18 protein-coding genes and 1 pseudogene are annotated in these 20,578 nt (G+C 64.3%); 12 read left to right on the top strand and 7 right to left on the bottom strand.

What is annotated here, in order from left to right:
• Nucleotides 1-409 precede the first annotated feature (409 nt).
• A complete protein-coding gene (locus tag KZO24_RS14915) occupies nucleotides 410-1,012 on the bottom strand; it encodes a TetR/AcrR family transcriptional regulator (RefSeq protein ID WP_285019775.1) in 603 nt (200 codons plus the stop codon).
• Between the two features lie 105 nt (nucleotides 1,013-1,117).
• On the opposite strand from KZO24_RS14915, the gene KZO24_RS14910 reads away from it, so the two are divergent.
• The 3 genes from KZO24_RS14910 to KZO24_RS14900 all read left to right on the top strand — a co-directional run bounded on the left by KZO24_RS14910 (nucleotide 1,118) and on the right by KZO24_RS14900 (nucleotide 4,362).
• Nucleotides 1,118-2,683, top strand: a complete 1,566-nt coding sequence (locus tag KZO24_RS14910) for an ABC-F family ATP-binding cassette domain-containing protein (protein WP_285019774.1) — start codon at nucleotides 1,118-1,120, stop codon at nucleotides 2,681-2,683.
• A gap of 108 nt (nucleotides 2,684-2,791) precedes the next feature.
• Nucleotides 2,792-3,835: an alpha/beta fold hydrolase gene (locus tag KZO24_RS14905; protein WP_285019773.1), complete on the top strand. Its 1,044-nt coding sequence runs from the start codon at nucleotides 2,792-2,794 to the stop codon at nucleotides 3,833-3,835.
• The gene (locus tag KZO24_RS14900; RefSeq protein WP_486486543.1) at nucleotides 3,832-4,362 is read left to right on the top strand and encodes a cytochrome P460 family protein; all 531 of its coding nucleotides are present in this window, start codon (nucleotides 3,832-3,834) and stop codon (nucleotides 4,360-4,362) included. Before KZO24_RS14905 ends, KZO24_RS14900 begins: the two co-directional genes overlap by 4 nt.
• A 193-nt stretch (nucleotides 4,363-4,555) precedes the next feature.
• Here KZO24_RS14900 and KZO24_RS14895 read toward each other — a convergent pair whose 3' ends face one another.
• The 3 genes from KZO24_RS14895 to KZO24_RS14885 are packed head-to-tail and all read right to left on the bottom strand — an operon-like array spanning nucleotide 4,556 to nucleotide 6,994.
• Nucleotides 4,556-5,266: an alpha/beta fold hydrolase gene (locus KZO24_RS14895; RefSeq protein WP_486486542.1), complete on the bottom strand. Its 711-nt coding sequence runs from the start codon at nucleotides 5,264-5,266 to the stop codon at nucleotides 4,556-4,558.
• 17 nt (nucleotides 5,267-5,283) lie between these two features.
• On the bottom strand, nucleotides 5,284-5,697 hold the full coding sequence (locus KZO24_RS14890; RefSeq protein ID WP_285019770.1) for an organic hydroperoxide resistance protein: 414 nt from the start codon (nucleotides 5,695-5,697) through the stop codon (nucleotides 5,284-5,286).
• Between the two features lie 25 nt (nucleotides 5,698-5,722).
• Nucleotides 5,723-6,994 (bottom strand): epoxide hydrolase family protein, encoded by a 1,272-nt coding sequence (locus KZO24_RS14885; protein WP_285019769.1) that lies wholly within the window; start codon nucleotides 6,992-6,994, stop codon nucleotides 5,723-5,725.
• Nucleotides 6,995-7,209: 215 nt separating this feature from the next.
• Here KZO24_RS14885 and KZO24_RS14880 point away from each other — a divergent pair, with 215 nt between their 5' ends.
• Nucleotides 7,210-8,301, top strand: a complete 1,092-nt coding sequence (locus KZO24_RS14880; RefSeq protein ID WP_285019768.1) for a redoxin family protein — start codon at nucleotides 7,210-7,212, stop codon at nucleotides 8,299-8,301.
• A 93-nt stretch (nucleotides 8,302-8,394) separates the two neighbouring features.
• Nucleotides 8,395-11,223, top strand: a complete 2,829-nt coding sequence (locus KZO24_RS14875) for an ATP-binding protein (RefSeq protein ID WP_285019767.1) — start codon at nucleotides 8,395-8,397, stop codon at nucleotides 11,221-11,223.
• Here KZO24_RS14875 and KZO24_RS14870 read toward each other — a convergent pair.
• Both KZO24_RS14870 and KZO24_RS14865 read right to left on the bottom strand, forming a co-directional pair.
• Nucleotides 11,192-12,073, bottom strand: coding sequence for an SDR family NAD(P)-dependent oxidoreductase (locus tag KZO24_RS14870; RefSeq protein ID WP_285019766.1), 882 nt, complete (start codon nucleotides 12,071-12,073; stop codon nucleotides 11,192-11,194). The genes KZO24_RS14875 and KZO24_RS14870 overlap by 32 nt on opposite strands.
• 32 nt (nucleotides 12,074-12,105) lie before the next feature.
• The gene (locus KZO24_RS14865; RefSeq protein WP_285019765.1) at nucleotides 12,106-13,530 is read right to left on the bottom strand and encodes an aldehyde dehydrogenase family protein; all 1,425 of its coding nucleotides are present in this window, start codon (nucleotides 13,528-13,530) and stop codon (nucleotides 12,106-12,108) included.
• A 116-nt stretch (nucleotides 13,531-13,646) separates the two neighbouring features.
• Here KZO24_RS14865 and KZO24_RS14860 point away from each other — a divergent pair, with 116 nt between their 5' ends.
• The 5 genes from KZO24_RS14860 to KZO24_RS14840 all read left to right on the top strand — a co-directional run bounded on the left by KZO24_RS14860 (nucleotide 13,647) and on the right by KZO24_RS14840 (nucleotide 16,445).
• Nucleotides 13,647-14,531, top strand: a complete 885-nt coding sequence (locus tag KZO24_RS14860) for a LysR family transcriptional regulator (RefSeq protein ID WP_486486541.1) — start codon at nucleotides 13,647-13,649, stop codon at nucleotides 14,529-14,531.
• Nucleotides 14,532-14,646: 115 nt separating this feature from the next.
• Nucleotides 14,647-15,165: a TetR/AcrR family transcriptional regulator gene (locus KZO24_RS14855; RefSeq protein WP_285019763.1), complete on the top strand. Its 519-nt coding sequence runs from the start codon at nucleotides 14,647-14,649 to the stop codon at nucleotides 15,163-15,165.
• A gap of 61 nt (nucleotides 15,166-15,226) precedes the next feature.
• Nucleotides 15,227-15,697, top strand: coding sequence for an alcohol dehydrogenase catalytic domain-containing protein (locus KZO24_RS14850; protein ID WP_486486540.1), 471 nt, complete (start codon nucleotides 15,227-15,229; stop codon nucleotides 15,695-15,697).
• 14 nt (nucleotides 15,698-15,711) lie between these two features.
• Nucleotides 15,712-16,197 (top strand): zinc-binding dehydrogenase, encoded by a 486-nt coding sequence (locus KZO24_RS14845; RefSeq protein WP_486486539.1) that lies wholly within the window; start codon nucleotides 15,712-15,714, stop codon nucleotides 16,195-16,197.
• 35 nt (nucleotides 16,198-16,232) lie between these two features.
• Complete coding sequence (locus KZO24_RS14840; RefSeq protein WP_285019762.1) at nucleotides 16,233-16,445, top strand: SDR family NAD(P)-dependent oxidoreductase; 213 nt, start codon at nucleotides 16,233-16,235, stop codon at nucleotides 16,443-16,445.
• Between the two features lie 226 nt (nucleotides 16,446-16,671).
• Here KZO24_RS14840 and KZO24_RS14835 read toward each other — a convergent pair whose 3' ends face one another.
• The gene (locus KZO24_RS14835; RefSeq protein ID WP_285019761.1) at nucleotides 16,672-17,406 is read right to left on the bottom strand and encodes a GGDEF domain-containing protein; all 735 of its coding nucleotides are present in this window, start codon (nucleotides 17,404-17,406) and stop codon (nucleotides 16,672-16,674) included.
• A gap of 703 nt (nucleotides 17,407-18,109) precedes the next feature.
• Between KZO24_RS14835 and istA the strand changes: the two genes are divergently transcribed.
• Nucleotides 18,110-19,615, top strand: coding sequence for an IS21 family transposase (gene istA / locus KZO24_RS14830; RefSeq protein WP_486486538.1), 1,506 nt, complete (start codon nucleotides 18,110-18,112; stop codon nucleotides 19,613-19,615).
• Nucleotides 19,612-20,482: pseudogene (istB, locus tag KZO24_RS14825) on the top strand (IS21-like element helper ATPase IstB). The gene istA and the pseudogene istB overlap by 4 nt, the downstream one beginning before the upstream one ends.
• Nucleotides 20,483-20,578: the final 96 nt, after the last annotated feature.

The raw sequence follows: 20,578 nt of genomic DNA, 5'->3' as shown, positions 1-20,578 counted from the left end.
GTAGCGGGAATATAAATTGGCCAACTTTTCGATTATAAACCAGCATCTTACCGATAATGCATGAAAAAAGCCCCCCACGCGGTCCCGGGAATCTTTTGGCTGCAATTGGATTGCCATGGATTAGGATGGCTGCGATCTCGCTTCGGCCGAGCTGTTTCCGGCTTATAATTGCGGTTCGCCCCAACCGACAAGCAGGCGCTGGGCTGGTAGGCTATAATCCTATTGTAAGCTCGCCAGCACTGATCGTCTGACCTGATCCTGATCTCGCGAAAGATCGAAGTTTTAGATCATGTGTGACATGGACCTGAGTGTCTGATTGGGAATCCAGCTGTTTCCGGATTTCCAATCAGACATCAAAGACTAGCCAAGTGGATCAACGGGAATTGCCGCTCTGACTTTTACTGCATGTTCAACGAAGGTCCATGCTCTCCGAAGCGCACATCCGTAGAAATTTATTCCACCGAATCGAGAATACGATCTCGACGTCGTTCTCGAAATCGTCTCTCAATCTGAGCCGGTTGGCTGCACCGTCGAGAAGATCGATCAGGATCTCGCACTGTTCGTTCGCATCGCCCCACGGCATGGCTGCGGCGATAGCGCTTCGAAGCGGAACCAGCGCTTCGCTTGCCCATTGCGAAGCGCGGAGGCGTATTTCCGCAGATGTGGTCGCTTCGAGGGACATGGCGGCATAGAGCGCAGCATGGTCCCGAGATGCGCCAAACCCGAAGTAGGCCCGGGCCACGGCGCGCAGCCTTCCGAGCGGATCTGAAATTGCGGCGCAGGAGCTGTCGAGGCCGGCCACGAAGCGGATGACGTCGCGATCGACGACGGCGACGAACAGGGTCTGCTTGTCTGCGAAGCGGCGATAGATCGAGTGCTTCGAGCAGCGCAGTCGTACCGCCAGTTCATCGAGCGTCGCGCTCGCGTAACCCCGCTCGCAGAACAGGGCGCGCGCTTCGTCCAGCAGGCTTTGCGTCCAGCCTTGCGCCTGCGCCTTGGTGGGTCTTCCCATCGCTTGCCAGCACTCCACAGTTTCCCGCCGTTGACCGGACGGGGATAAAACGACACGATATAGTGCTGTTTATTGCAAAGCGAGTCGCACTTGTCTTCCATTTCCTTGACCGGCATCGGCTGGAGCACGCCGTCGGGCCATTCCGTTCTGCAAGGCATAGACCTTACCCTCGGACGGCGGCGCACCGGGCTGGTCGGACGCAACGGCGTGGGCAAGAGCACCCTGCTGCAGCTCATGGCTGGCGATCTGACGCCTTCCTCGGGGACTATATCTAAAGTCGGGGCACTCCACCTGATGCGCCAGATCGTCCAGCCTGCCCCTACGGATACGATTGCGGACCTGTTCGGCATTCGTGAAGCGCTGGACCTTTTGGCGCGTGCAGCGAGCGGGGAAGCGACGCTGGAGGATCTCGCCGATGCGGACTGGATGCTGGAGGAGCGGATTGCCCTCGCCCTGGCTCGCCTTAATCTGGAGGCCTGCGCCGCAACGCCGCTGGCAAGCCTGTCAGGCGGCCAACGCACGCGCGCGGCGCTGGCGGCGGCGATCTTCGCCGAACCGGATTTCCTGTTGCTGGACGAGCCGACCAACAATCTCGATTGGGCCGGCCGCGACGCGGTGTTGCGGCTCGTCGACGGGTGGCAGGCAGGCCTGGTGGTGGTCAGCCATGATCGCGAACTGCTCGAGCGCATGGACGCCATCGTGGACCTAACCAACCTGGGCGCCACGCAGTACGGCGGCAACTGGAGCCACTATCGTGCAAGCAAGGCGGTGGAACTGGAGGCTGCGGAACAGGATCTGCTTCACGCCCGGAAGCAGCAGGCCGAAATAGCGCGTCGCAGCCGCGTTGCCGACGAGCGCCGGCAGCGCCGCGACGCGGCGGGTGCGCGCAAGGGCGCGCGCGGGGACATGCCGAAGATCCTTGCAGGCGCGCGGCGCAACGCAGCCGAGGCCAGCGGTGGCGGCGACCAGCGGCTGAAGATGCGATTGGCTGATGACGCCGCCCGGCATGTCGCGGCGGCGCAGGCGAGGATCGAGGTGTTGCAATCGCTGTCGATCGTGCTGCCTGCAACGGGGGTGCATTCGGGGCGCGCGTTGGTGGCGATGCACGGGGTGGCGATCGGCCACGATCCTGCCAGTCCGGTCCGGCGAGGCATCGACTTGACGATCACTGGCCCCGAACGCATCGCGGTAATCGGACCGAACGGCTGCGGCAAAAGCACCCTGCTCAGGACCGTGGCGGGCGAGCTTCGCCCTCTTGGCGGTATCGTCGCCATCAACGCGCGCGTGGCCTATCTGGATCAGAGCGCCTCGCTGCTCGACCAGGGGGCGACCATCCTCGACAACTTTCGGCGCCTCAACCCGGGCAAGGACGAGAATGCCTGCCGTGCCATGCTGGCAGGATTCCTGTTTCGGGCCGACAGCGCGTTGCAGATGGTCGGGACGCTAAGCGGAGGGCAGGTGCTGCGCGCGGCGCTGGCCTGCCGTCTCGGTGGCGACACTCCGCCCGAAATCCTGATCCTGGACGAGCCGACCAACCATCTCGACCTCGATTCCGTCCATGCCGTCGAGGCGGCGCTGGCGGCCTTCGACGGCGCGCTGCTGATCGTCAGCCACGACGAGGCATTCCTGCACGAGATCGGCATAGAGCGGCGCATCGTGCTGGCATCCTGATGCGCTATGCCTCCGGCTTCGGACCGGCTCTGACAAGAGCTAACGCGCGATAACGGGCGGACGCGGCAAGACGGGGCTATCGTGGGGTTCACAACAAGGAGACCCGCCATGTTCGATCAATCGCCCCTGCCATGCCCCACGCCACGCCGCCGCGAATTCATCGCCGGAGCCGCCACGCTCGCCTCCGCCATGATGGCGGGCCTCGCGCCGACCCGCGCTGCGGCCGCAACGCGCACTCCGGCGGCTTTGCCGTTCGGGACGGTGCAGCAGATCGCCGCAGGACCTCTCGATATCGGCTATGTCGAAGTTGGACCGTCGACCGGTCCCGCTGTGCTGCTGTTTCACGGATGGCCCTACGACATCCACAGTTTCGCCCAAGTCGCTCCCCTGCTTGCGGGGCAAGGCTATCGCGTCATCGTCCCGCACTTGCGCGGCTATGGCACCACGACATTCCTGTCGGCGTCGGCGCCGCGCAACGGACAGCAGGCCGCGCTGGCGGCGGACGGGATCGCACTGATGGACGCGCTCGGCATCCGGCAGGCGATCGTCGCCGGGTTCGACTGGGGCGCACGCACGGCGGACATCATGGCGGTGCTCTGGCCCGAGCGGTGCAAGGCGCTGGTTTCGGTCAGCGGATACCTGATCGGCAGCCAGGCCGGCAACGCCAAGCCGCTGCCGCCCAAGGTCGAACTGCAGTGGTGGTATCAGTTCTACTTCGCCACCGAACGCGGGCGCGAAGGCTATGCGGCCAATACCAAGGCGTTCAACCGCCTGATCTGGGAACAGGCATCGCCCCGCTGGTCGTTCGATGATGCGACATACGAGCGGTCTGCCGCGTCCTTCGTCAACCCGGACCATGTCGCCATTGTGATCCATAACTACCGCTGGCGCCTAGGTCTTGTCGAAGGCGAGCATAAGTACGACGCCGCCGAGGCGAAGCTGGCATCCGCGCCCTTGGTGTCCGTGCCTGCTATCACCATGGAAGGCGATGCCAACGGCGCTCCGCACCCCGATCCCGCAGTCTATCGGGCAAAGTTCACCGGGCCTTACGAGCACCGGCTGCTCAGCGGCGGCATCGGTCATAACCTTCCGCAGGAAGCGCCGGTCGCCTTCGCCAAGGCCGTGCTGGACGCAGGAAGGATGAGCGCATGATCCGCCTTTCCACCTGCTGCCTGGCACTGGCCACTGCATTGCTCGCGGCTTCCACCATGGTAGCGGCCCGGGGCGGGGCTTTGGTTCCCGCCCCGGATCGGGACCTGGCGCTGCCTGCCGGATACCGCGACTGGAAACTCGTCAGCGTCGCCCATGAGGCGGGCAAGAACAACGACATCCGCGCCATCCTCGGCAACGATATCGCCGTGCGGGCCTTTCGCGACGGCAGGCGGCCGTTTCCCGATGGCGCGGTGATCGTCAGGCTGGCGTGGCGTTATCAATCCTCGCCCCGCAACGATGCCGTGTTTCCCGCACCGCAGTCCTTCGTGGCGGGCGATCCCACCAATTTGCAGGTCAGCGTCAAGGATCTCGCGGCGTTATGCCGCCAGCGGTGGGTGGGGTTATCGCCAATTCGACGCGGGCAAACCGAACACCGACGAAGCCCTGACCCGAGCTTGCTTTGCCTGCCATTCCAAGCTGGAGAAGGACGACGACCAGGTTTTCACGGCCTATTCGCACTGAGATGAGGTGTCGCCCAGGAAAAACCCGCAACCGGCATCGCCCAAGGTGATGCCGGTTGCGGGCAGTTGCGCGCCGAGCCTGAGGTAGGGCGGGGCGAGGCCCGGCGCGCGACCAGTCACTTCACCGCGGCGGCGCGCTCGATCAGTTCGGCGACTCGCGCCGGATGCGAAACCATGACGACGTGCGAGGCGCCCTTGATCACCACGGTTTCACGCGCTCCCGCACGCTGCGCCATGAAGCCCAGGGCTGCCGGGGAATATTGCGGTCCGCGTCGCCATAGACGAACCATGAAGGGACGTGCTTCCACGCCGGAGCGGTAGACGCTTCCGACAGTGCCGCCTCGGCGATCGGGCGCTGCCCGGCGCCCATCAGCAGGGCGTCGGCCTCCGGCACGTCGGCGGCGAACTGGTCGTGGAAGCGTGCCTGCTGGATGTACAGGTCGTTCCCGCCAGCAGCCAGCGGCACCGGCGGCGCCAGCGTTGGGCCGAGGGTGCTGCCTGGAAACTTGCCGGTCAGCCCCAGCGCGGTCTCGCCTGCATCGGGCGCGAAGGCAGCGACATAGACCAGCGCCTTGACGTTGGGGGCGCCCTCGGCGGCTTCGCTGATAACCGATCCGCCGTAGGAATGGCCGACCAGCACGACAGGCCCGGCGATGCTCCTGATCACACTTGCCACCACCTCGGCATCGACCCGGACGCCGCGCAGATTGTCCGGCGCGGCGACGACCGTGTAGCCGTCATGCCGGAGCGCGGTGATCACCCCGTTCCAGCTGGAGGAGTCTGCAAAGGCACCATGGACAAGCACCACGGTGGGTTTCTCCGGCTCCGGTGAAGTCTGGGCCTGAGCCTGCCCACCCGGCGCAAGCAGCCCCGCGGCCAGCGCCAGCGCGCTTGCTACGATGGTTCTCATGGACGTTTCCTTTCTCTTCAGGCCAGGGCCACGACGGTTTCGATGTTGCCCTTCACCGCCTTGGAATAGGGGCAGGTGCGATGCGCCGCCTCGATGATCTGGCGCGCGAGTTCGGGAGCGAGGCCCGGCACATGAATGTCGAGGCGCGCCGCCAGCGCATAGCCGTCCGCGCCGTGACGTAGTTCCACACGTGCGTCGATCGCCAGCGCTTCGGGAAGATCAACGCCCTTCGCCTGGGCAGCGATCGCCATCGCCCCCTCGAAACAGGCCGACCAGCCCGCGGCGAACAGCTGTTCGGGATTGGTGCCCGCGCCCGAAGTGCCGGGGGTGGACAGCGTGAGGTCGAGGCGTCCATCGGAACTGCGCGCGGCCCCTTCGCGCCCTCCGGTGACATGGACATGGGCGGTGTAGAGGGTCTTGGTGTCGGTCATGGGTCTTCTCCTTGGAACAGAGGGGTCAGCGCAGGGAACGGAAGGCGGCGCGCACTTCGCGGGAGAACAGCTCTGGCTGTTCCCAGGCGGCGAAATGGCCGCCGTCGCTCGCTTCGTTGAAATAGAACAGGTTGGTGTAGCAGCGCTCCGCCCAGCTTCTGGGCGCGCGGAAAATCTCGCCGGGAAACACGCTCACCGCGACCGGCAGGTCGATCACCCCGCGCGCGTTGAAGTTGTTGGAGTGGTCCTCCCAGTAGATCCGCGCCGCCGATGCGCCCGTCGCCGTCAGCCAGTAGAGCGACATGTCGTCGAGGATCGCGTCACGGCCCAGCACGCGTTCAGGCTGTCCGTCGCTGTACGTCCATTGCGCGATTTTCTCGTACATCCACGCGGCCATGCCGACAGGCGAATCCACCAGCGAATAGCCGATGGTCTGCGGGCGCGTGGTCATCATCGCCGCATAGGCGGCATTATCGCGATAGAACGCTTCCAGCTGGTCGAAGGCCCCGCGCTCCTTCGCGGAAAGGCCGACGGGGGCCGGATCACCTGCGGCAAGGGTACGAGCGATGTCGGCGGGCACCACGGCAGGCATGTTGAGATGTATGCCCAACAGCCCCGGCACTTTCTGCAAGGCCATGCGCTGCGAGATCACCGAGCCGCAATCGCCGCCCTGGCTGACATACCTTTCGTAGCCCAGCCGCAGCATCAGCGACGACCACGCCCGCCCGATGCGGTCCGATCCCCAGCCGGGCACCGTCGGCTTCGCGGAAAAGCCGAAGCCCGGGATGGAGGGAATGACGAGGTGGAATGCATCGTCCGCGCTGCCGCCATGTGCGGTGGGGTCGGTGAGCGGAGCGATGGCGTTCAGGAACTCCAGGATCGACCCCGGCCAGCCATGGGTGAGGATCATCGGCAAGGCATTCTCGTGGCGCGAGCGCACGTGAATGAAGTGAATGTCCTGACCGTCGATCTCGGTCATGAACATCGGCAGGGCGTTGAGCCGAGCCTCAACCTTTCGCCAGTCGTAGGCACCGGCCCAGTAGCTCATGAGCGGCTGCAGGGTCTGGCGGCGCACGCCCTGCCCGTCGTCGCTCACTGGCTGGGGATCGGCCCAACGCATCTCTGCGATGCGGCGCTTCATCGCGGCTATGTCAGAGCCGGGAATGGCGATGCGGAACGGGCGCACGCTGCCTCCTGCCGTCGCCGCGCGGCTAATGCCGGGCACAGCGGCCATCGCTCCGGCCAGGGCGGTTGCAGCAACGAAGCTGCGCCGGGATGTGGCATTTCCTGCAAACATAAATCTATCCTCCACCGATCATCCGATCCGATGGCGGCAGGATATGAGCGATGCCGGCAAGACGCCCGTTAGCTTGCGTAATGCGGTGTTAGCGCCTGATGATGCCCGCAGCTGTCAGGTGCTAACGCCACCCGTCAGCATCTGGCGTGAAGCTTCGCCCATGGCGCCGTAGATCTCCTGCAATCGAAAGATGCAGAACCGAAAGGGCTCCCGCCATGACTACGAACCGCTCCATAGGCTTCATCGCTGCCGCCCTGCTGACGGCCGCTGGCACGACCGCAGCGTGCTGCCGCGAAGCCATTGCCACGACACTGGCCGATAAGGACGCCATCGCTTCCGCCCCCGCCGATGCCACGCCCCGCCCGCTGCAGGTTTTTCAAGGCGCCAGACCCTGGCTGGAAGGAACCGCGCCATCGCTGCGAGGCAAGGTGGTTCTCGTCAACTTCTGGACTTATTCCTGCATCAACTCCTTGCGGGCGCTGCCCTATCTACGCGCATGGAACGAACGGTACGGGGACAAGGGGCTCCAGATCGTCGGCGTCCATGCGCCCGAGTTCGCCTTTGAACACGACCCGGCCAAAGTGCGCACGGCCACACAGGACCTGGGCGTGGATTACCCTAATCTTCAAGACAACGACTATGCCGTCTGGCAGGCTTTCGGAAACGAAGGCTGGCCCGGTTTCTACTTCATCGACGCCCAGGGACGGGTGCGGGGCTATCGTGTCGGTGAAGGCAATTATGCCGAGGCGGAAGGCCTGATACGCAAACTGCTTGCCGAAGCCGGTCATGACCTGTCGGCCGTTCCCCTTGCTCCGATCGCTTCGACGGGGGTGGAAGCACAGGCGGACTGGTCACAGCTACGCTCTCCCGAGGTCTACATCGGCTATGCCAAGGCGGAAGGGTTCGCGGCTTCCAACAGCCCCGCGCACGATTCCCCGCGCGTCTATGAGCCCGCGTCCTCGCTTTCCCTCAACCATTGGGACCTTACCGGAAGCTGGACCGTGAAGCGTGAATTCGCCCTGCTGGACAAAGGGGACGGCGCCCTCCGTTTCCGCTTTCACGCTCGCGATGCCCATGCGGTCCTGGGCGTACCTGCCGATGGACAGCCGGTCCGCTTCCGGGTGACGATCGACGGCAAAGCGCCCGGCGCCGATCACGGCACCGACACCGACGCCGAGGGGTGGGGCGTGATACGCCAGGACCGCCTCTACCAGTTGGTGCGCCAGCACGGCCCGATCGTCGATCGCACGGTGCGCGTGGAGTTCGCCCGTCCGGGCATGCGGGCCTATTCGCTCACCTTCGGGTGATCCGGGCCGGTTCTCGATCCGCGATTGCCCCTCCCCTGCCTGGCGACCATCGTATAGGTAGCCGCATCCCGCCTCCTTGCGGCAGGATAGGGCATGGCATCGGGGCAGATCGGCATAGTGACGGAATTCGAAAGTCAGGGCCTTGGCGAACGGATCGCCTTCGGGCGTTTCTGCGTCCATCCCGGCAAACGCCTTCTCACGCGGGACTCACAGCCGCTGGAGATCGGCGGGCGCGCTTTCGATCTTCTCATGGCCCTGATCGAGCAACCGGGGCGCGTCCTGTCCAAGCGCGAACTGCTCAAGCGCGTATGGCCTGACGTCGTCGTGGAGGACGGCAGCCTGCGGTTCCATATGGCGGGCCTGCGCAAGCTGCTGGGCGAAGGTTCGGACGGCGGCGACGCCCGCTTCATCGCCACGCAGGTAGGGGTGGGCTATGCCTTCGTGGCTCCCGTTGAGCGGCTTGGACTGGAACCGCCGCTGCCGGATCGTGCCGCCGCCATACCAGCGCCGCCCGAGGCGCAGATCGGCGGGACAACCAATATCCCTCCGCCGCTGCCGCACCTTATCGGCCGCGAACGAGACCTCGATCTGCTGATCGCCCGCGTGGCCGACATTGCGCTGTTCACCGTCGTCGGCCCGGCCGGCGTCGGCAAGACCTCGCTCATGATCGAGATCGGGCACCGGCTGACCGCGCAGTTCAACGGCCGGGCCACCTTCGTTGATTTCAGTATGTTGGAGAACCCGGCGCTCGTCCCGACGATGATCGCGGGAGCCATGGGCATATCGGTGCAGAGCGGCGATCCGGCCGCGGCGATCATCGGCCATTGCGGCAGCGACCCGTTCCTGCTCCTGCTCGACAACTGCGAACATGTGATCGACGAAGCCGCCCGGATCGCCGAGCGCATCGTCGAACAGGCGCCGCACGTCCGCATCGTCGCGACTTCGCGCGAGCCGCTGCGGGTTCGCGGCGAGCACGTCCATCGGCTCGATGCACTCGATTATCCGCCGGACACGGACGCACTTACGCGCGAACAGCTGCTGGCCTACCCCGCGCTCCAGCTGTTCCACGAACGCGCGCGCGCTGCCGACAGTGCCTGGGAGATCGACGGAAGCGAGGCCCGTCTGATCGCGGACATCTGCCAGCGACTGGACGGCATGGCCTTGCCGATCGAACTGGCCGCCGTGCGCGCCGCCACACACGGCATCGCCGCCACCGCCCGGCAAATCGGTGAGCGGTTCAGCCTTGCATGGTCGGGCCGCCGCACCGCGCAGCCGCGCCAGCAGACCCTGCGCGCGGCGCTGGACTGGAGCTACGATCTGCTCTCCTCGCAGGAGCGGGTCGTGCTCGACAGGCTGGCGGTCTTCGTCGGCCCGTTTTCGGTCGATGCCGCGCTGGACGTGGTGTCCGACGCCGCGATCGGTTCGGACGAGGCTGCCATCGCGCTGGACGAACTTGCCGCCAAATCGCTCATCTCCGCCAATCGCGTTCGCGGCGCGGGCACGTACCGGCTACTGGAAATGACCCGTGCCTACGCGCGAGAGAAGCTGGCTGCACGCGGCGCCGACGATCATCGCACGGCCACTCGCCGCCATGCCCTGTTCTTCCTCTCGGAACTGGAAGCCCTGGCCGCGCAGGACAGCGCCGCATTCCAGGACGCCCGCGCCCTGCGCCCGCAACTCGGCAACATCCGCAGCGCGCTGGACTGGAGTTTCGGGCCGGCTGGCGACATCGGCCTCGCGGTGCGGCTTGCTGCGGCGAGCATGCCGGTGTTCCTCAATCTCTCGCACCTTGCCGAATGTCGCACCTGGGCGACCCGCGCGATCGCCGCGCTGGAACCGGCCCAGCGCGGCACGGTGGTCGAACTGGAATTGCAGGCCTCGCTGGGCATCGCCTTGATGTTCGCGCACAGCAACAGCCCCGAAGTGGGCAAGGCGCTGACCCGTGCGCTCGACGTCGCAGCCCTGATCGAAGACCATCGCAGCAGGCTGGGCATTCTGGCGCGGCTGCACATCTTCCATGAGCACGTCGGCGACTATGCCCGGACGATGGCCTGTGCCGAGCAAGCCATCGCCGTTGCCCAGGCGCTGGCCGACCCGGAGGCGCTCGCGATCGCCTACTCGCTTTCGGGCATCTCGCATTACCAGACAGGCGACCAGATCAGCGCCCGCCGCGATCTGGAACTGGCGCTGGAGAATAGTTCCGCCTCGCAGGGCGGCCGCTCGGTCGTCCACGGTTTCGACCATCGCAACCGCGCGAGCATAGCGCTGGCCCGCGTATTGTGCCTGTCGGGCGAGCCGGAGGCGGCGCGGCGCCTGGCGGAACGGACCGTGGCGGAGGCGGCCGCTCTCGACCATCCGGTCACGCATTGCATCGCACTCATCTGTTCGATGTCGATCGACGTGTGGATGGGCGCGTTCACCCGCGCCCGCGAGACCTTGCCGGTCCTGCGCGATTGCGCAAGGGCCCATGCCCTGGCCCCGTATATCGCGGTGTCACAAGGCTTCGACGGCGAACTGGCACTGGAATTCGGAGGTCACGCCGAGGCGGTGCAACTGCTGGAGGACAGCCTCCGGCAATTGCACGAAGCCCGATATGAACTGCTCACCACGCGCTTCTCGCTGGCGCTGGCGCGGGGCCTGGCCGCTGTGGGCAGGCTCACCGACGCGCGCCGGGTGGTGGACACATCGATCGCACGATGCATCGATAACGGCGAACGTGTCGCCCTGGCCGAACTGCTCAGGATCAAGGCCGCCGTCGCCAGCGCAGCGGGCGCCGTGGATGAGGCGCTTGCGCTGCTGGACGAGGCCGCGGCCATCGCCCGGTCGCAGGGCGCTCGCGCCTGGGAGATGCGCGTGGCCGCCGACCGGGCCGGGATGCCGGCCGGCGCGATCAGTCCGGGCGGTCCGGCAGCAGCGCGCTGAGCGCCTCGCCTTCGGGACCGCCGAAAACGGTCGCGCTGCTGACGTCCAGCCACCGCGCATGCGCAGCGCCGCGCACTCCTTCCGCCTCGTCGAACGAAGCCAGCGCATCCGTGCCCAGCACCAGGTGGGCTGGCACATCCTCGCGCCTGGCCAGTTCGAGGATCACCTGCGCGATGCGGGCCGGGTCTCCCACCTCGTTGCCCGCGTAGGCCCTGATCCGCGAGAGCGTCGGGCCCACGCTGTCGGCGTAGTCGGGCAGCACTGCCTCGGCAGCGCCGTGGCCAGCGGTCTGCGCCCAGTCCGTCCGCATCCCGCCCGGTTCGAGCGCCGTGATCCTGATGCCGAGATGGGCGACTTCGGCCCGCAGCACTTCGGTGAAGCCGCCGACTGCCCATTTCGCCGCCTGATAGGCCGACACGCCGGGCGTGCCCACCCGTCCGCCAACGGACGAGACGTTGAAGATGTGTCCTGCGCGGCTGCGTCGCATGAACGGCAGCACCGCGCGAGTCATGTTGACCACGCCGAACAAGTTGGTCTCCACTTCGGCGCGAAAATCGGCAGAGGACTTCTGCTCGAATGCCTCGAAGTGGCCATAGCCCGCGTTGTTCACCAGTACGTCGATACCGCCGAAGACCGCGACGGCAGCGGCAGCGGCCTCGGCAGTGCCCGTCTCGTCGGTTACATCGAGCGCGAAGGGCTCGAGGCGCTCGCCGTAAGTGATCTTGAGGTCAGCAAAGCTGGCCACATCGCGCGCGGTGGCGAGCACATTGTCGCCGCTTTCCAGCACAGCCGTCAGGACGGCGCGGCCAAGGCCGCGCGCGCTTCCGGTGATGATCCAGGTTTTGGTCACGTCACTTCCTTTCGATAGTAGCGCGGGAGTATTCAAAGGGCAGGCTTCAGGATGGCGCGCGGCTCAAGGAACGCGTCGAGGCCATAGGCCCCGATCTCGCGCCCGAGGCCGGATTGCCTGAAGCCGCCGAACGGTGCGTGGGGATCGTGCGGCGCGCCATTGATGACGACGCGCCCGGCCACCAGCTGCCGCGCGACCCGTATCGCGCGATCCTCGTCCGAGGACAGGATGTAGGCCTGGAGCCCGAAGTCGGAATCGTTTGCAATCGCCACGGCATCGGCCTCGTCGTCATAGGCGATGACGCTCAGGACCGGGCCGAAGATCTCCTCTCGGGCGATGCGCATGGTGTTCGTCACGCCGGTGAAGATCGTCGGCCTGGCGAACCAGCCCCTGTCCAGTCCCTCGGGCCGTCCCTCGCCGCCGGTCAGGAGGCTTGCGCCCTCTTCCTGCCCAAGCCGGATGTAGGACTGCACGCGCTCCCAGTGCGCGGCGTTGGCGAGCGGGCCGATACGCACTTCAGGGTCGCCCGGGGCACCGACCCTGAGCCGTTCCGCCTCCCGCTTCAGCCTTGCGATGATCTCCGCAAAGCGCGAACGGGGCACCAGAATGCGCGAGCCCGCGACGCAGGCCTGGCCACTATTGGCGAAGCCGCTTATCAGCGCGACGGGGACCGCGGCGTCCAGATCGGCGTCGTCGAGGATGATCGTCGGGCTCTTGCCGCCCAGTTCCAGCACCAGCCGCTTCATCGTCTCCAAGGCGCTGCGCTGGATGATCCTGGCCGCTGGGGTCGATCCGGTGAAGGTTATCAGCGCCACGTCCGGGTGCGCGGTCAGCGCTGCGCCGACCTCCGGCCCGGTGCCGTTCACGACATTGAGCACGCCCCTCGGCAACCCCGCTTCATGCAGGCATTCCAGCAGCACCTGAGTCTGGATCGCGCTCTGCTCGGCGGGCTTGATGACGATGGTCGATCCCGAACCGATCGCATGCGCCAGCTTGGTGGCGATGAAGCCGAAATTACTGTTCCACGGCGTGATCGCGCCGACGACGCCCAGCGGCAGCATCGTCACCGCGCTTGAACCCGCCGTCCGTTCGAAGGCATAGTTCTGGACTGAAGCGGCCATCACTTCGAAGATCGAGGCGGTGTTCTGCACCGAGAAGCCGGAAAAATAGGCCGGCGCTCCGTATTCCTCGGTCATCGCGGCGAGAAGATCGGCGCTGCGAGCTTTCACCGCCTCGCGCAGGCGGTGAAGCATGGCGATCCGCTCCGCCTTCGAGGTGCGGGCCATGGCCGGAAAAGCCCGCTTCGCAGCCGCTACCGCGATACGCAGATCCTCCACGTCTCCCAGTCGTACCATGCCTATCCTGGCTTCGGTCGCCGGATTGAAAAGGTCGAGGCATCGGGTGCCGTGCGGCGTCACGAAGGCGCCGTCGATGTAGATCCTGGCGATATTGCGCATTGTCGTCTCCATTCGTCATCGACGATATGGCGCACGCCTCATGATCCGATTAGAAGCGCAATCGTAGACAGGCTGATGAGAGATATTGCGCAATGCCGAAGGCCAGTCTTGCCGAATTGGAAGCCTTCGCCACGGTCGCACGCAGGGGCGGCTTTCGCGCCGCCGCACGCGAGTTGGAGGTTTCCTCCTCCGGCCTGAGCCACGCGATCGCCGCGCTGGAAGAGCGCATGAACGTGCGGCTGTTCAACCGCACCACCCGCAGCGTCGTGCTGACCGCAGCAGGTGCGCAGTTCCTGGAGGAAATCCTCCCAGCCCTTGCTGCGATTGACGGCGCGATCGAAAATGCCGGAGAGCACGTCGGCGAGCCGTCCGGCGTGCTGCGGCTGAACATGGCCGCTGGCGCTGGACATTTCATAATGGAGCCGCTGATCCGGGAGTACCTGAGCCGTTTCGCCCGGGTGCAGGTGGAGATCGTCACCGAAGCCGCTCTGGTCGATGTCATCGGCAAGGGCTTCGATGCAGGTGTCAGGCTGCTGGATGCCATTCCGCCGGACATGATCGCGGTTCCCATCATACCGGACCTTCGCTTGGTCGTGGTCGGCGCGCCGGCCTATTTGCAGAGCCGTGCACCGCCCCTCGTCCCGCGCGACCTGCTGTCGCATGACTGCATCCGCTACCGTCTGGGCAGCGGGCGCATCTACCATTGGGAATTCGTACGAGACGGCGAGCGGATCGAACTGGATGTGCCCGGTCGCCTCATCGTCGATGACAGCGGCCTGATGCTCGACGCAGCCCTGAACGGCATGGGACTGGCCTACCTAGCGGAGCAAACCGTAGCGCCGCACGTCGAGGAAGGACGGCTGACCCGGCTTCTGGCAGACTGGATGCCAGCGGAACCGCCCTTGTGTCTCTACTATTCGGGGCGCCGCCAAGTCCCCGCCAAACTGCGCTTTTTCATCGATCTTGTCCGCAGCCATGCCAAGGAACTGAGACGTGCCTGACAGCGGCCTCGTTGCATCCTTTCGGTGATACTTGACTGATCGTTCCATAACCCCTATCTCGCACAGTATGGCAAGACCAAGGGAATTCGATCAGGACAAAGCGCTGAGCGCGGCCATGGCGGTATTCCGTGAATATGGCTTTGAAGGGACGTCGGCCGGGATGCTGGTCGAAGCGATGGGCATCGGGCGGCAAAGCCTTTACAACACGTTTGGCGACAAATGGCAGCTCTACCAGATGGCCCTGCGCCGTTATGCTGCCGACGAAACGGGCGAGCATATCGCCATGCTGCAAAGCAAGCCAGGTGCTCTCGATGGCATAGTGTCGATGGTAGATCGCGTCGTCGCCAATGCCCGGGATGCCTGCTTGGGGGTCGGCTCGATTTGCGAGTTCGGCCGCAGCCGCCCGGAACTGGTCGCAATCCGCGACACGGCTGACCGTGCCATGCGGACGGTCCTGACCGCTACCATAGCGCGGGCGCAGGCCGAGGGTGACGTGGCGCTGGATTTGGCGGCCGATATCATAGCCTCATTCATCGTCATGAGCTTCTCGGGTTTGCGGATCGCCGCGCGCGCCGGCGCAAGTGACGAAGACTTGCGTACGCTTGGCGATCTGGCCTTGCGCGCCTTGCGATAGACGCGGGCGCGCCTTTTTATTTGCTCTATTTTGGAATGATTGTTCAATAAAGGAAGCTGACATGCAGGCGATTGTGATGACCGGAACGGGAAGCGCGGATGTGCTCGAAATGGTGAATTTACCAGAACCGCATCCGGCGCCCGGTCCGGGCGAGGTTCTGGTTCGGATTGCCGCTGCGGGCGTCAATTTCATGGATATCGGCGTCCGCCAGGGCATGGCCTGGACGGAGATGCCCAACCCCAAGATTCTGGGTGTGGAAGGCGCGGGACGCATCATCGCGGCAGGGCCCGACGTTTCCATGGCGGTGGGCCAGCGTGTCGCTTGGGTCTACGCGCCTGGTAGCTATGCAGAGCATATCATGCTGCCCGAAGCGGCGCTCGTGACAATCCCTGACGGAGTGGACGACAGAACTGCAGCTGCGATAATGATGCAGGGGCTCACGGCGAGCCATTTCGCCACCGATTTCCACCCTGTGCAAGCGGGTGAAATCACCCTCGTCCATGCGGCTGCCGGGGGCTCGGGCTGCTGCTGACCCAGATCATCAAGATGCGCGGAGGGAAAGTCATCGGCCGCGTCTCGAGCGCCGACAAGGTGGCAATCGCCATGGAAGCGGGCGCGGACCATGTCATCGTTGACGCCGACGGCGATTTCGCTTCGCAGGTTCTGGCACTGACCGGCGGCGAAGGCGTGCATGTGGTCTACGACGGATCAGGGCCGACGACGTTTCAGGGATCGATCGATTCCCTGCGCCGCAGCGGTACGCTCTGCTGGTACGGCCCCGTTCTGGGCGGCCCCGGCCCACTCGACATCATGAGCCTGCCGCGAAGCATCAAGCTCGGCTACGCGACTTTCTTCGACCATATCCATAGCCCCGAATTGCTTTGGAAGCACGCCGCGCGCCTGTTCGATTGGGTCGTGCGCGGGGATCTTAAGGTCCGGATAGGCGGCATCTATCCACTGGCGGATGCCTCCCGCGCGCACCGCGAGATGGAGAGCCGGGCAACCACCGGCAAGCTGCTGCTGATCCCCTGATTTTCCCAAGCATCATTTTCCAGAAAGGAACTGCCATGAATATCGAACCCAATACCAAGACGGCTCTTGTCTTCGGCGGATCACGAGGCATCGGAGCCGCTGCCGTCAAGCGGTTGGCGCAGGACGGCTATGTCGTCGGCTTCACATATGCCAATAGCGAAGAGCAGGCCACGGCACTGGTCGAGGCTATCGCCAAAGCACGTTGTGGAACTGTCCCTCTCGCCCGCGCCACGACGACAGAAAAATGACCGTGAACGTCACCGAGGCCAGTACGCTGCACAGGCGCAAAGTTGGAAGATCGATTGAAGATAGCATGTCCGGCTGCTGGCATACGCTGGATTGGTTAAGAATGGTTCCAACTTTACTCACTCGCCGCCAGACTTGATGGCGCCGCACTTCTGATGCGTTGAATTCTGGTTTGGTGATGAATGAAGCGGCGCCGCCGATCGAAGCCTCTCAGCTGGCAGATATTACCTAGCGGTTATAGCGCCAGCTTCCGGCCGCGAGATCTTTGGCGGAATACAGTGCGCTGTCCGCCACGCAGAACGCGGCGTGCAGATTATGTTGAGCTGATGCGCCAAGACTGCAGGTTGGTGTCCAGGGCAATCGCGTCAGTGCCGCCGTCACAACTTCATGTATTTCGCGCGACTTCTTTTCCGCGGCCGCATTGTTCCGAACCATCAAACAGAAGGCGAATTCACTGCGGCCCAGTCTTGCGGTTGCATCACAAGGGCGGAGCACTCCGCTGAGCGTCTCGGCGACAACAAGCAGGGTTTCGTCCCCGGCCGAATGCCCGTGCCGAACATTGATCATTTTGAAATTATCCAGCTCGATCAGACCACACAGCATCACCCGGTCGCCTCGCCCGCCCATAAGCGACAGCTTGCGGCTTTCGATCAGGAATGATCGGCGATTTCCCAGACCAGTCAATGGATCAACGCGGGCATGCTGCCGCTCCCGATTGAAAACGCGGCGGAATGCTCCTGCCAGGAAGATCATTAAGATGGATGTGCATATGCGCATCCCCACATTCCAGAATGCAATGGCAGTGGGAATTGTCGAAGCTTGTGCTGAAAAGCTATCTCCGAATCCATTGATCAACACAGTGGCTGTTGTTGCGAGGCATGCGGCCAACAGGGCAGGACCACGGCCAACACACCATGTGGTGAAACATAGCATCAGCAGATAGAGACCGGTCAGGGAAACCATCCGCCCGGTGCCTGCATCTGCGACCAAAACTACCCCCATAAAGCCGCGACCAGAGGCAATGCTTGGCGCCGAGGCAACTCGACGGACCAGTCAAGGACGCGCTCGAGAGGCGTCCCCACAAGCGGGAAGTCTGTTGTGCTCGAACCAAACGGCATGGACACGACTCAAACCCAGAGTTGGGAAATTTTCTGTGGCAATGAGACATTGGTTCAATTGAAAAAAGGTTGCTGGTCAGCTTTCAGAGCAAGAAATAATTGAATGTGCCTGAAACCAGGATCGAGGAGGGAGAGAAATCTGCTTCGATCGAGGGTTGAACGCCCCGGCCAGGCCCCTACTCGCGATTCCCATGCCCAAGGCAGCTCAGATCCGCGTTGTCTAGCGCTAACGCAGGATTCGCGATCCTTACGCGAATAATCAGCCGCTTGATTTATGCCTCATAGAAATCGTTGAGCACTTCTCGGCCGGGAACGAGGCAACACCCACATAGAGACGGCGCACCTGTTCTTGCCAGAATTGGCCTGGATGTCGCGCGGCGATCTGGATGAGAAAGCGCGACAATCAAGATGAGAATCCGGTGTGTCGGGATCGGCGTAGGGCGTAGCCCGTAGCCGGTCCCGACACACCGGAGGCACTCTTTGCCGGGTGCCTGTGATGGTCGTGGTGGCCGCTATGCATCGGTTTTCCGGGGAGGAGGACTGGGCGTGTGGCCGGCCGACACATCAACGATCATCAAGTGAGGCTTTTCATGACCAACAGACGTTATGACCCCGTCGCGCTGGCGGCGGCGAAGGCCGGGTTCAGTCCGGCGACGGGCTATCGGGTTCTGCAGGACACCCGGCTGCCATCACAGCGGCAAACACCGCGCAGCCGGCGCCGACCCGATCCGCTTGCCGGTATTTTCGATGAAGTTGTCGTGCCGATGTTAGAGGCTGCCCCGGGCCTTCGGCCCATAGCGATCTTCGAGGAGCTGCGGCGCCGATATCCCGAGACGGAGTTCGGCTCCCGGCGAACCCTGGAGAGGCGCATTCGCGACTGGCGCGCCATGAACGGGCAAGATCGCGAAGTCATTTTCCGGCAAGTGCATGAGGCCGGGCGGCTCGGCCTGTCCGATTTCACGTGCATGGACGATCTGGGAGTTTCCATCGCCGGACAGCCCCTGGACCATCTGCTCTATCACTTCCGGCTTCCTTGTGGCGGCTTCGAACACGGGCACATCATCCTGGGCGGCGAGAGCTTCGTCGCCTTGGCCGAAGGGCTGCAGAACGCGCTCTGGTCCGCAGGTGGTGCGCCGAAGCTTCATCGTACCGACAGCCTCTCGGCCGCCTTCCGCAATCTGGACGCTGATGCCAGGATCGACCTGACCAAGCGTTATGACGCGCTCTGTGACCATTATGGAATGGAGCCCACGAGGAACAACCGGGGCGTTGCCCATGAGAACGGCGCGATCGAGAGTGCCCATGGCCATATCAAGGCTGCCATAAGGGATGCGCTGCTGCTGCGCGGCAGTGGCGACTTCGCCGACCTTGCCGACTATCGCCGCTTCATCGACGAGGTCGTAAATGCGCGCAACCGGCGGCACGGCCCCGGGATCGATGCCGAACGCAAGTTCCTGCGGCCGCTGCCGGACGTGCGCACCACCGATTACGAGGAGATCCTCGTGACGGTCACATCCTCGGGCGGCTTCACGTTGCGCAAGGTGTTCTACACGGTCCCATCCCGCCTGATCGGGCACCGTTTGCGGGCTCGCCTGTATGATGACCGCCTCGACCTCTTCATCGGCGGCACGAGACTCATGACCCTGCCGCGCGGACGCGCAGGCATGAACGGGAAGCACGGCCACGTTGTCGATTACCGTCACGTGATCCATTCTCTGCGCCGTAAGCCCATGGCACTGCTAGGGCTGGTCTATCGCGATAGCCTGTTCCCGCGAGAGGCCTATCGCCTGATGTTCGACCACCTGCTGGAAGTTCAGGGCGAGCGGGAAGCCTGCCGCACCACCGTCGAACTTCTGGCCATGGCTCACGAGCGTGCATGCGAAGCTGAACTCGCGGGGCTCCTGACCGAGGACCTGGCGGCGCGCCGAACGCCCTGCCTGACAACCTTGCGGGCCCGGTTCTGTCCGGACCCTGCCGATCTGCCCGAAGTCGTGGTCGAACTGGTGCCGCTCTCGATCTACGACGGACTTATCGAACAGGGAGAAGCCGCATGAACGCAACTCCCATGATTGATGCACAGCGTCTCAGCCTCATGCTCAACGAACTGCGCTTGCCCACCATCAAGCACATCTGGGGGGACTTCGCCGCCCAGGCAGACAAGGAAGGATGGCCCGCCAGCAGATTCCTCGCCGCGCTGGCCGAGCACGAACTTGCCGAACGCGATCGGCGTCGGATCGAACGCCACCTGGCAGAGGCACATCTACCCGCAGGCAAGACCCTCGACTGCTTCGCCTTCGATGCCGTGCCGATGATCTCCAAGGCCCAGGTCATGGCCCTGTGCGCTGGCGATGGTTGGCTCGAGCAAGGTGCCAACCTCATCCTGTTCGGTCCGCCCGGCGGCGGCAAAACCCACCTCGCCGCAGCTATCGGCCTAGCGCTGGTAGAGCGGGGCTGGAGGGTTTTGTTCACCCGGACCTCCGACCTCGTGCAACGCCTGCAGGTCGCGCGGCGCGAACTCGCGCTCGAGATCCGCGATGGCCAAGCTCGACAAATACCACCTGCTGGTTCTCGACGACTTCGCCTACATCTCGCGCGACCAAGCCGAGACATCGGTGCTCTTCGAGTTGATCAGCGCACGCTACGAGCGACGGTCGTTGCTGATCACCGCCAACCAGCCCTTCGGCGAGTGGAACAGGGTCTTCCCCGATCCCGCGATGACGCTCGCCGCTGTCGACAGGCTCGTCCACCACGCCACCATCTTCGAGATGAACGTCGAAAGTTACCGGCGGCGCACCGCTCAGGCCAGACGCGCCGGTGCCGGGCGGCCCGCCGCATACACTACGCCAAAGGTTCTCGAGACCATCCGCGTCAATCAGGATGAGAACGACGAACTTGCCAGCGACAATCTAAACAGGCACTGATCGACGCGCCGCGACAATCACATTCTCATCCTGATTGACGCGCAATCATCATCCAGTTTGTCGCGCTACACCTGGAACTGTCGTTTGGAACTTAGG

The sequence above is a fragment of the Novosphingobium sp. NFX11 genome, assembly GCF_057376415.1.
This window is presented reverse-complemented; position numbering and strand designations above follow the sequence as displayed.

Coding starts and splice junctions, on each gene's coding strand:
- KZO24_RS14895 (WP_486486542.1), bottom strand. CDS start 5,266: ATGAGAACCATCGTAGCAAGCGCGCTGGCGCTGGCCGCGGGGCTGCTT.
- KZO24_RS14875 (WP_285019767.1), top strand. CDS start 8,395: ATGGCATCGGGGCAGATCGGCATAGTGACGGAATTCGAAAGTCAGGGC.
- KZO24_RS14900 (WP_486486543.1), top strand. CDS start 3,832: ATGATCCGCCTTTCCACCTGCTGCCTGGCACTGGCCACTGCATTGCTC.
- KZO24_RS14855 (WP_285019763.1), top strand. CDS start 14,647: ATGGCGGTATTCCGTGAATATGGCTTTGAAGGGACGTCGGCCGGGATG.
- KZO24_RS14915 (WP_285019775.1), bottom strand. CDS start 1,012: ATGGGAAGACCCACCAAGGCGCAGGCGCAAGGCTGGACGCAAAGCCTG.
- KZO24_RS14885 (WP_285019769.1), bottom strand. CDS start 6,994: ATGTTTGCAGGAAATGCCACATCCCGGCGCAGCTTCGTTGCTGCAACC.
- KZO24_RS14865 (WP_285019765.1), bottom strand. CDS start 13,530: ATGCGCAATATCGCCAGGATCTACATCGACGGCGCCTTCGTGACGCCG.
- KZO24_RS14845 (WP_486486539.1), top strand. CDS start 15,712: ATGCGCGGAGGGAAAGTCATCGGCCGCGTCTCGAGCGCCGACAAGGTG.
- KZO24_RS14905 (WP_285019773.1), top strand. CDS start 2,792: ATGTTCGATCAATCGCCCCTGCCATGCCCCACGCCACGCCGCCGCGAA.
- KZO24_RS14880 (WP_285019768.1), top strand. CDS start 7,210: ATGACTACGAACCGCTCCATAGGCTTCATCGCTGCCGCCCTGCTGACG.
- KZO24_RS14850 (WP_486486540.1), top strand. CDS start 15,227: ATGCAGGCGATTGTGATGACCGGAACGGGAAGCGCGGATGTGCTCGAA.
- KZO24_RS14890 (WP_285019770.1), bottom strand. CDS start 5,697: ATGACCGACACCAAGACCCTCTACACCGCCCATGTCCATGTCACCGGA.
- KZO24_RS14840 (WP_285019762.1), top strand. CDS start 16,233: ATGAATATCGAACCCAATACCAAGACGGCTCTTGTCTTCGGCGGATCA.
- KZO24_RS14835 (WP_285019761.1), bottom strand. CDS start 17,406: ATGGTTTCCCTGACCGGTCTCTATCTGCTGATGCTATGTTTCACCACA.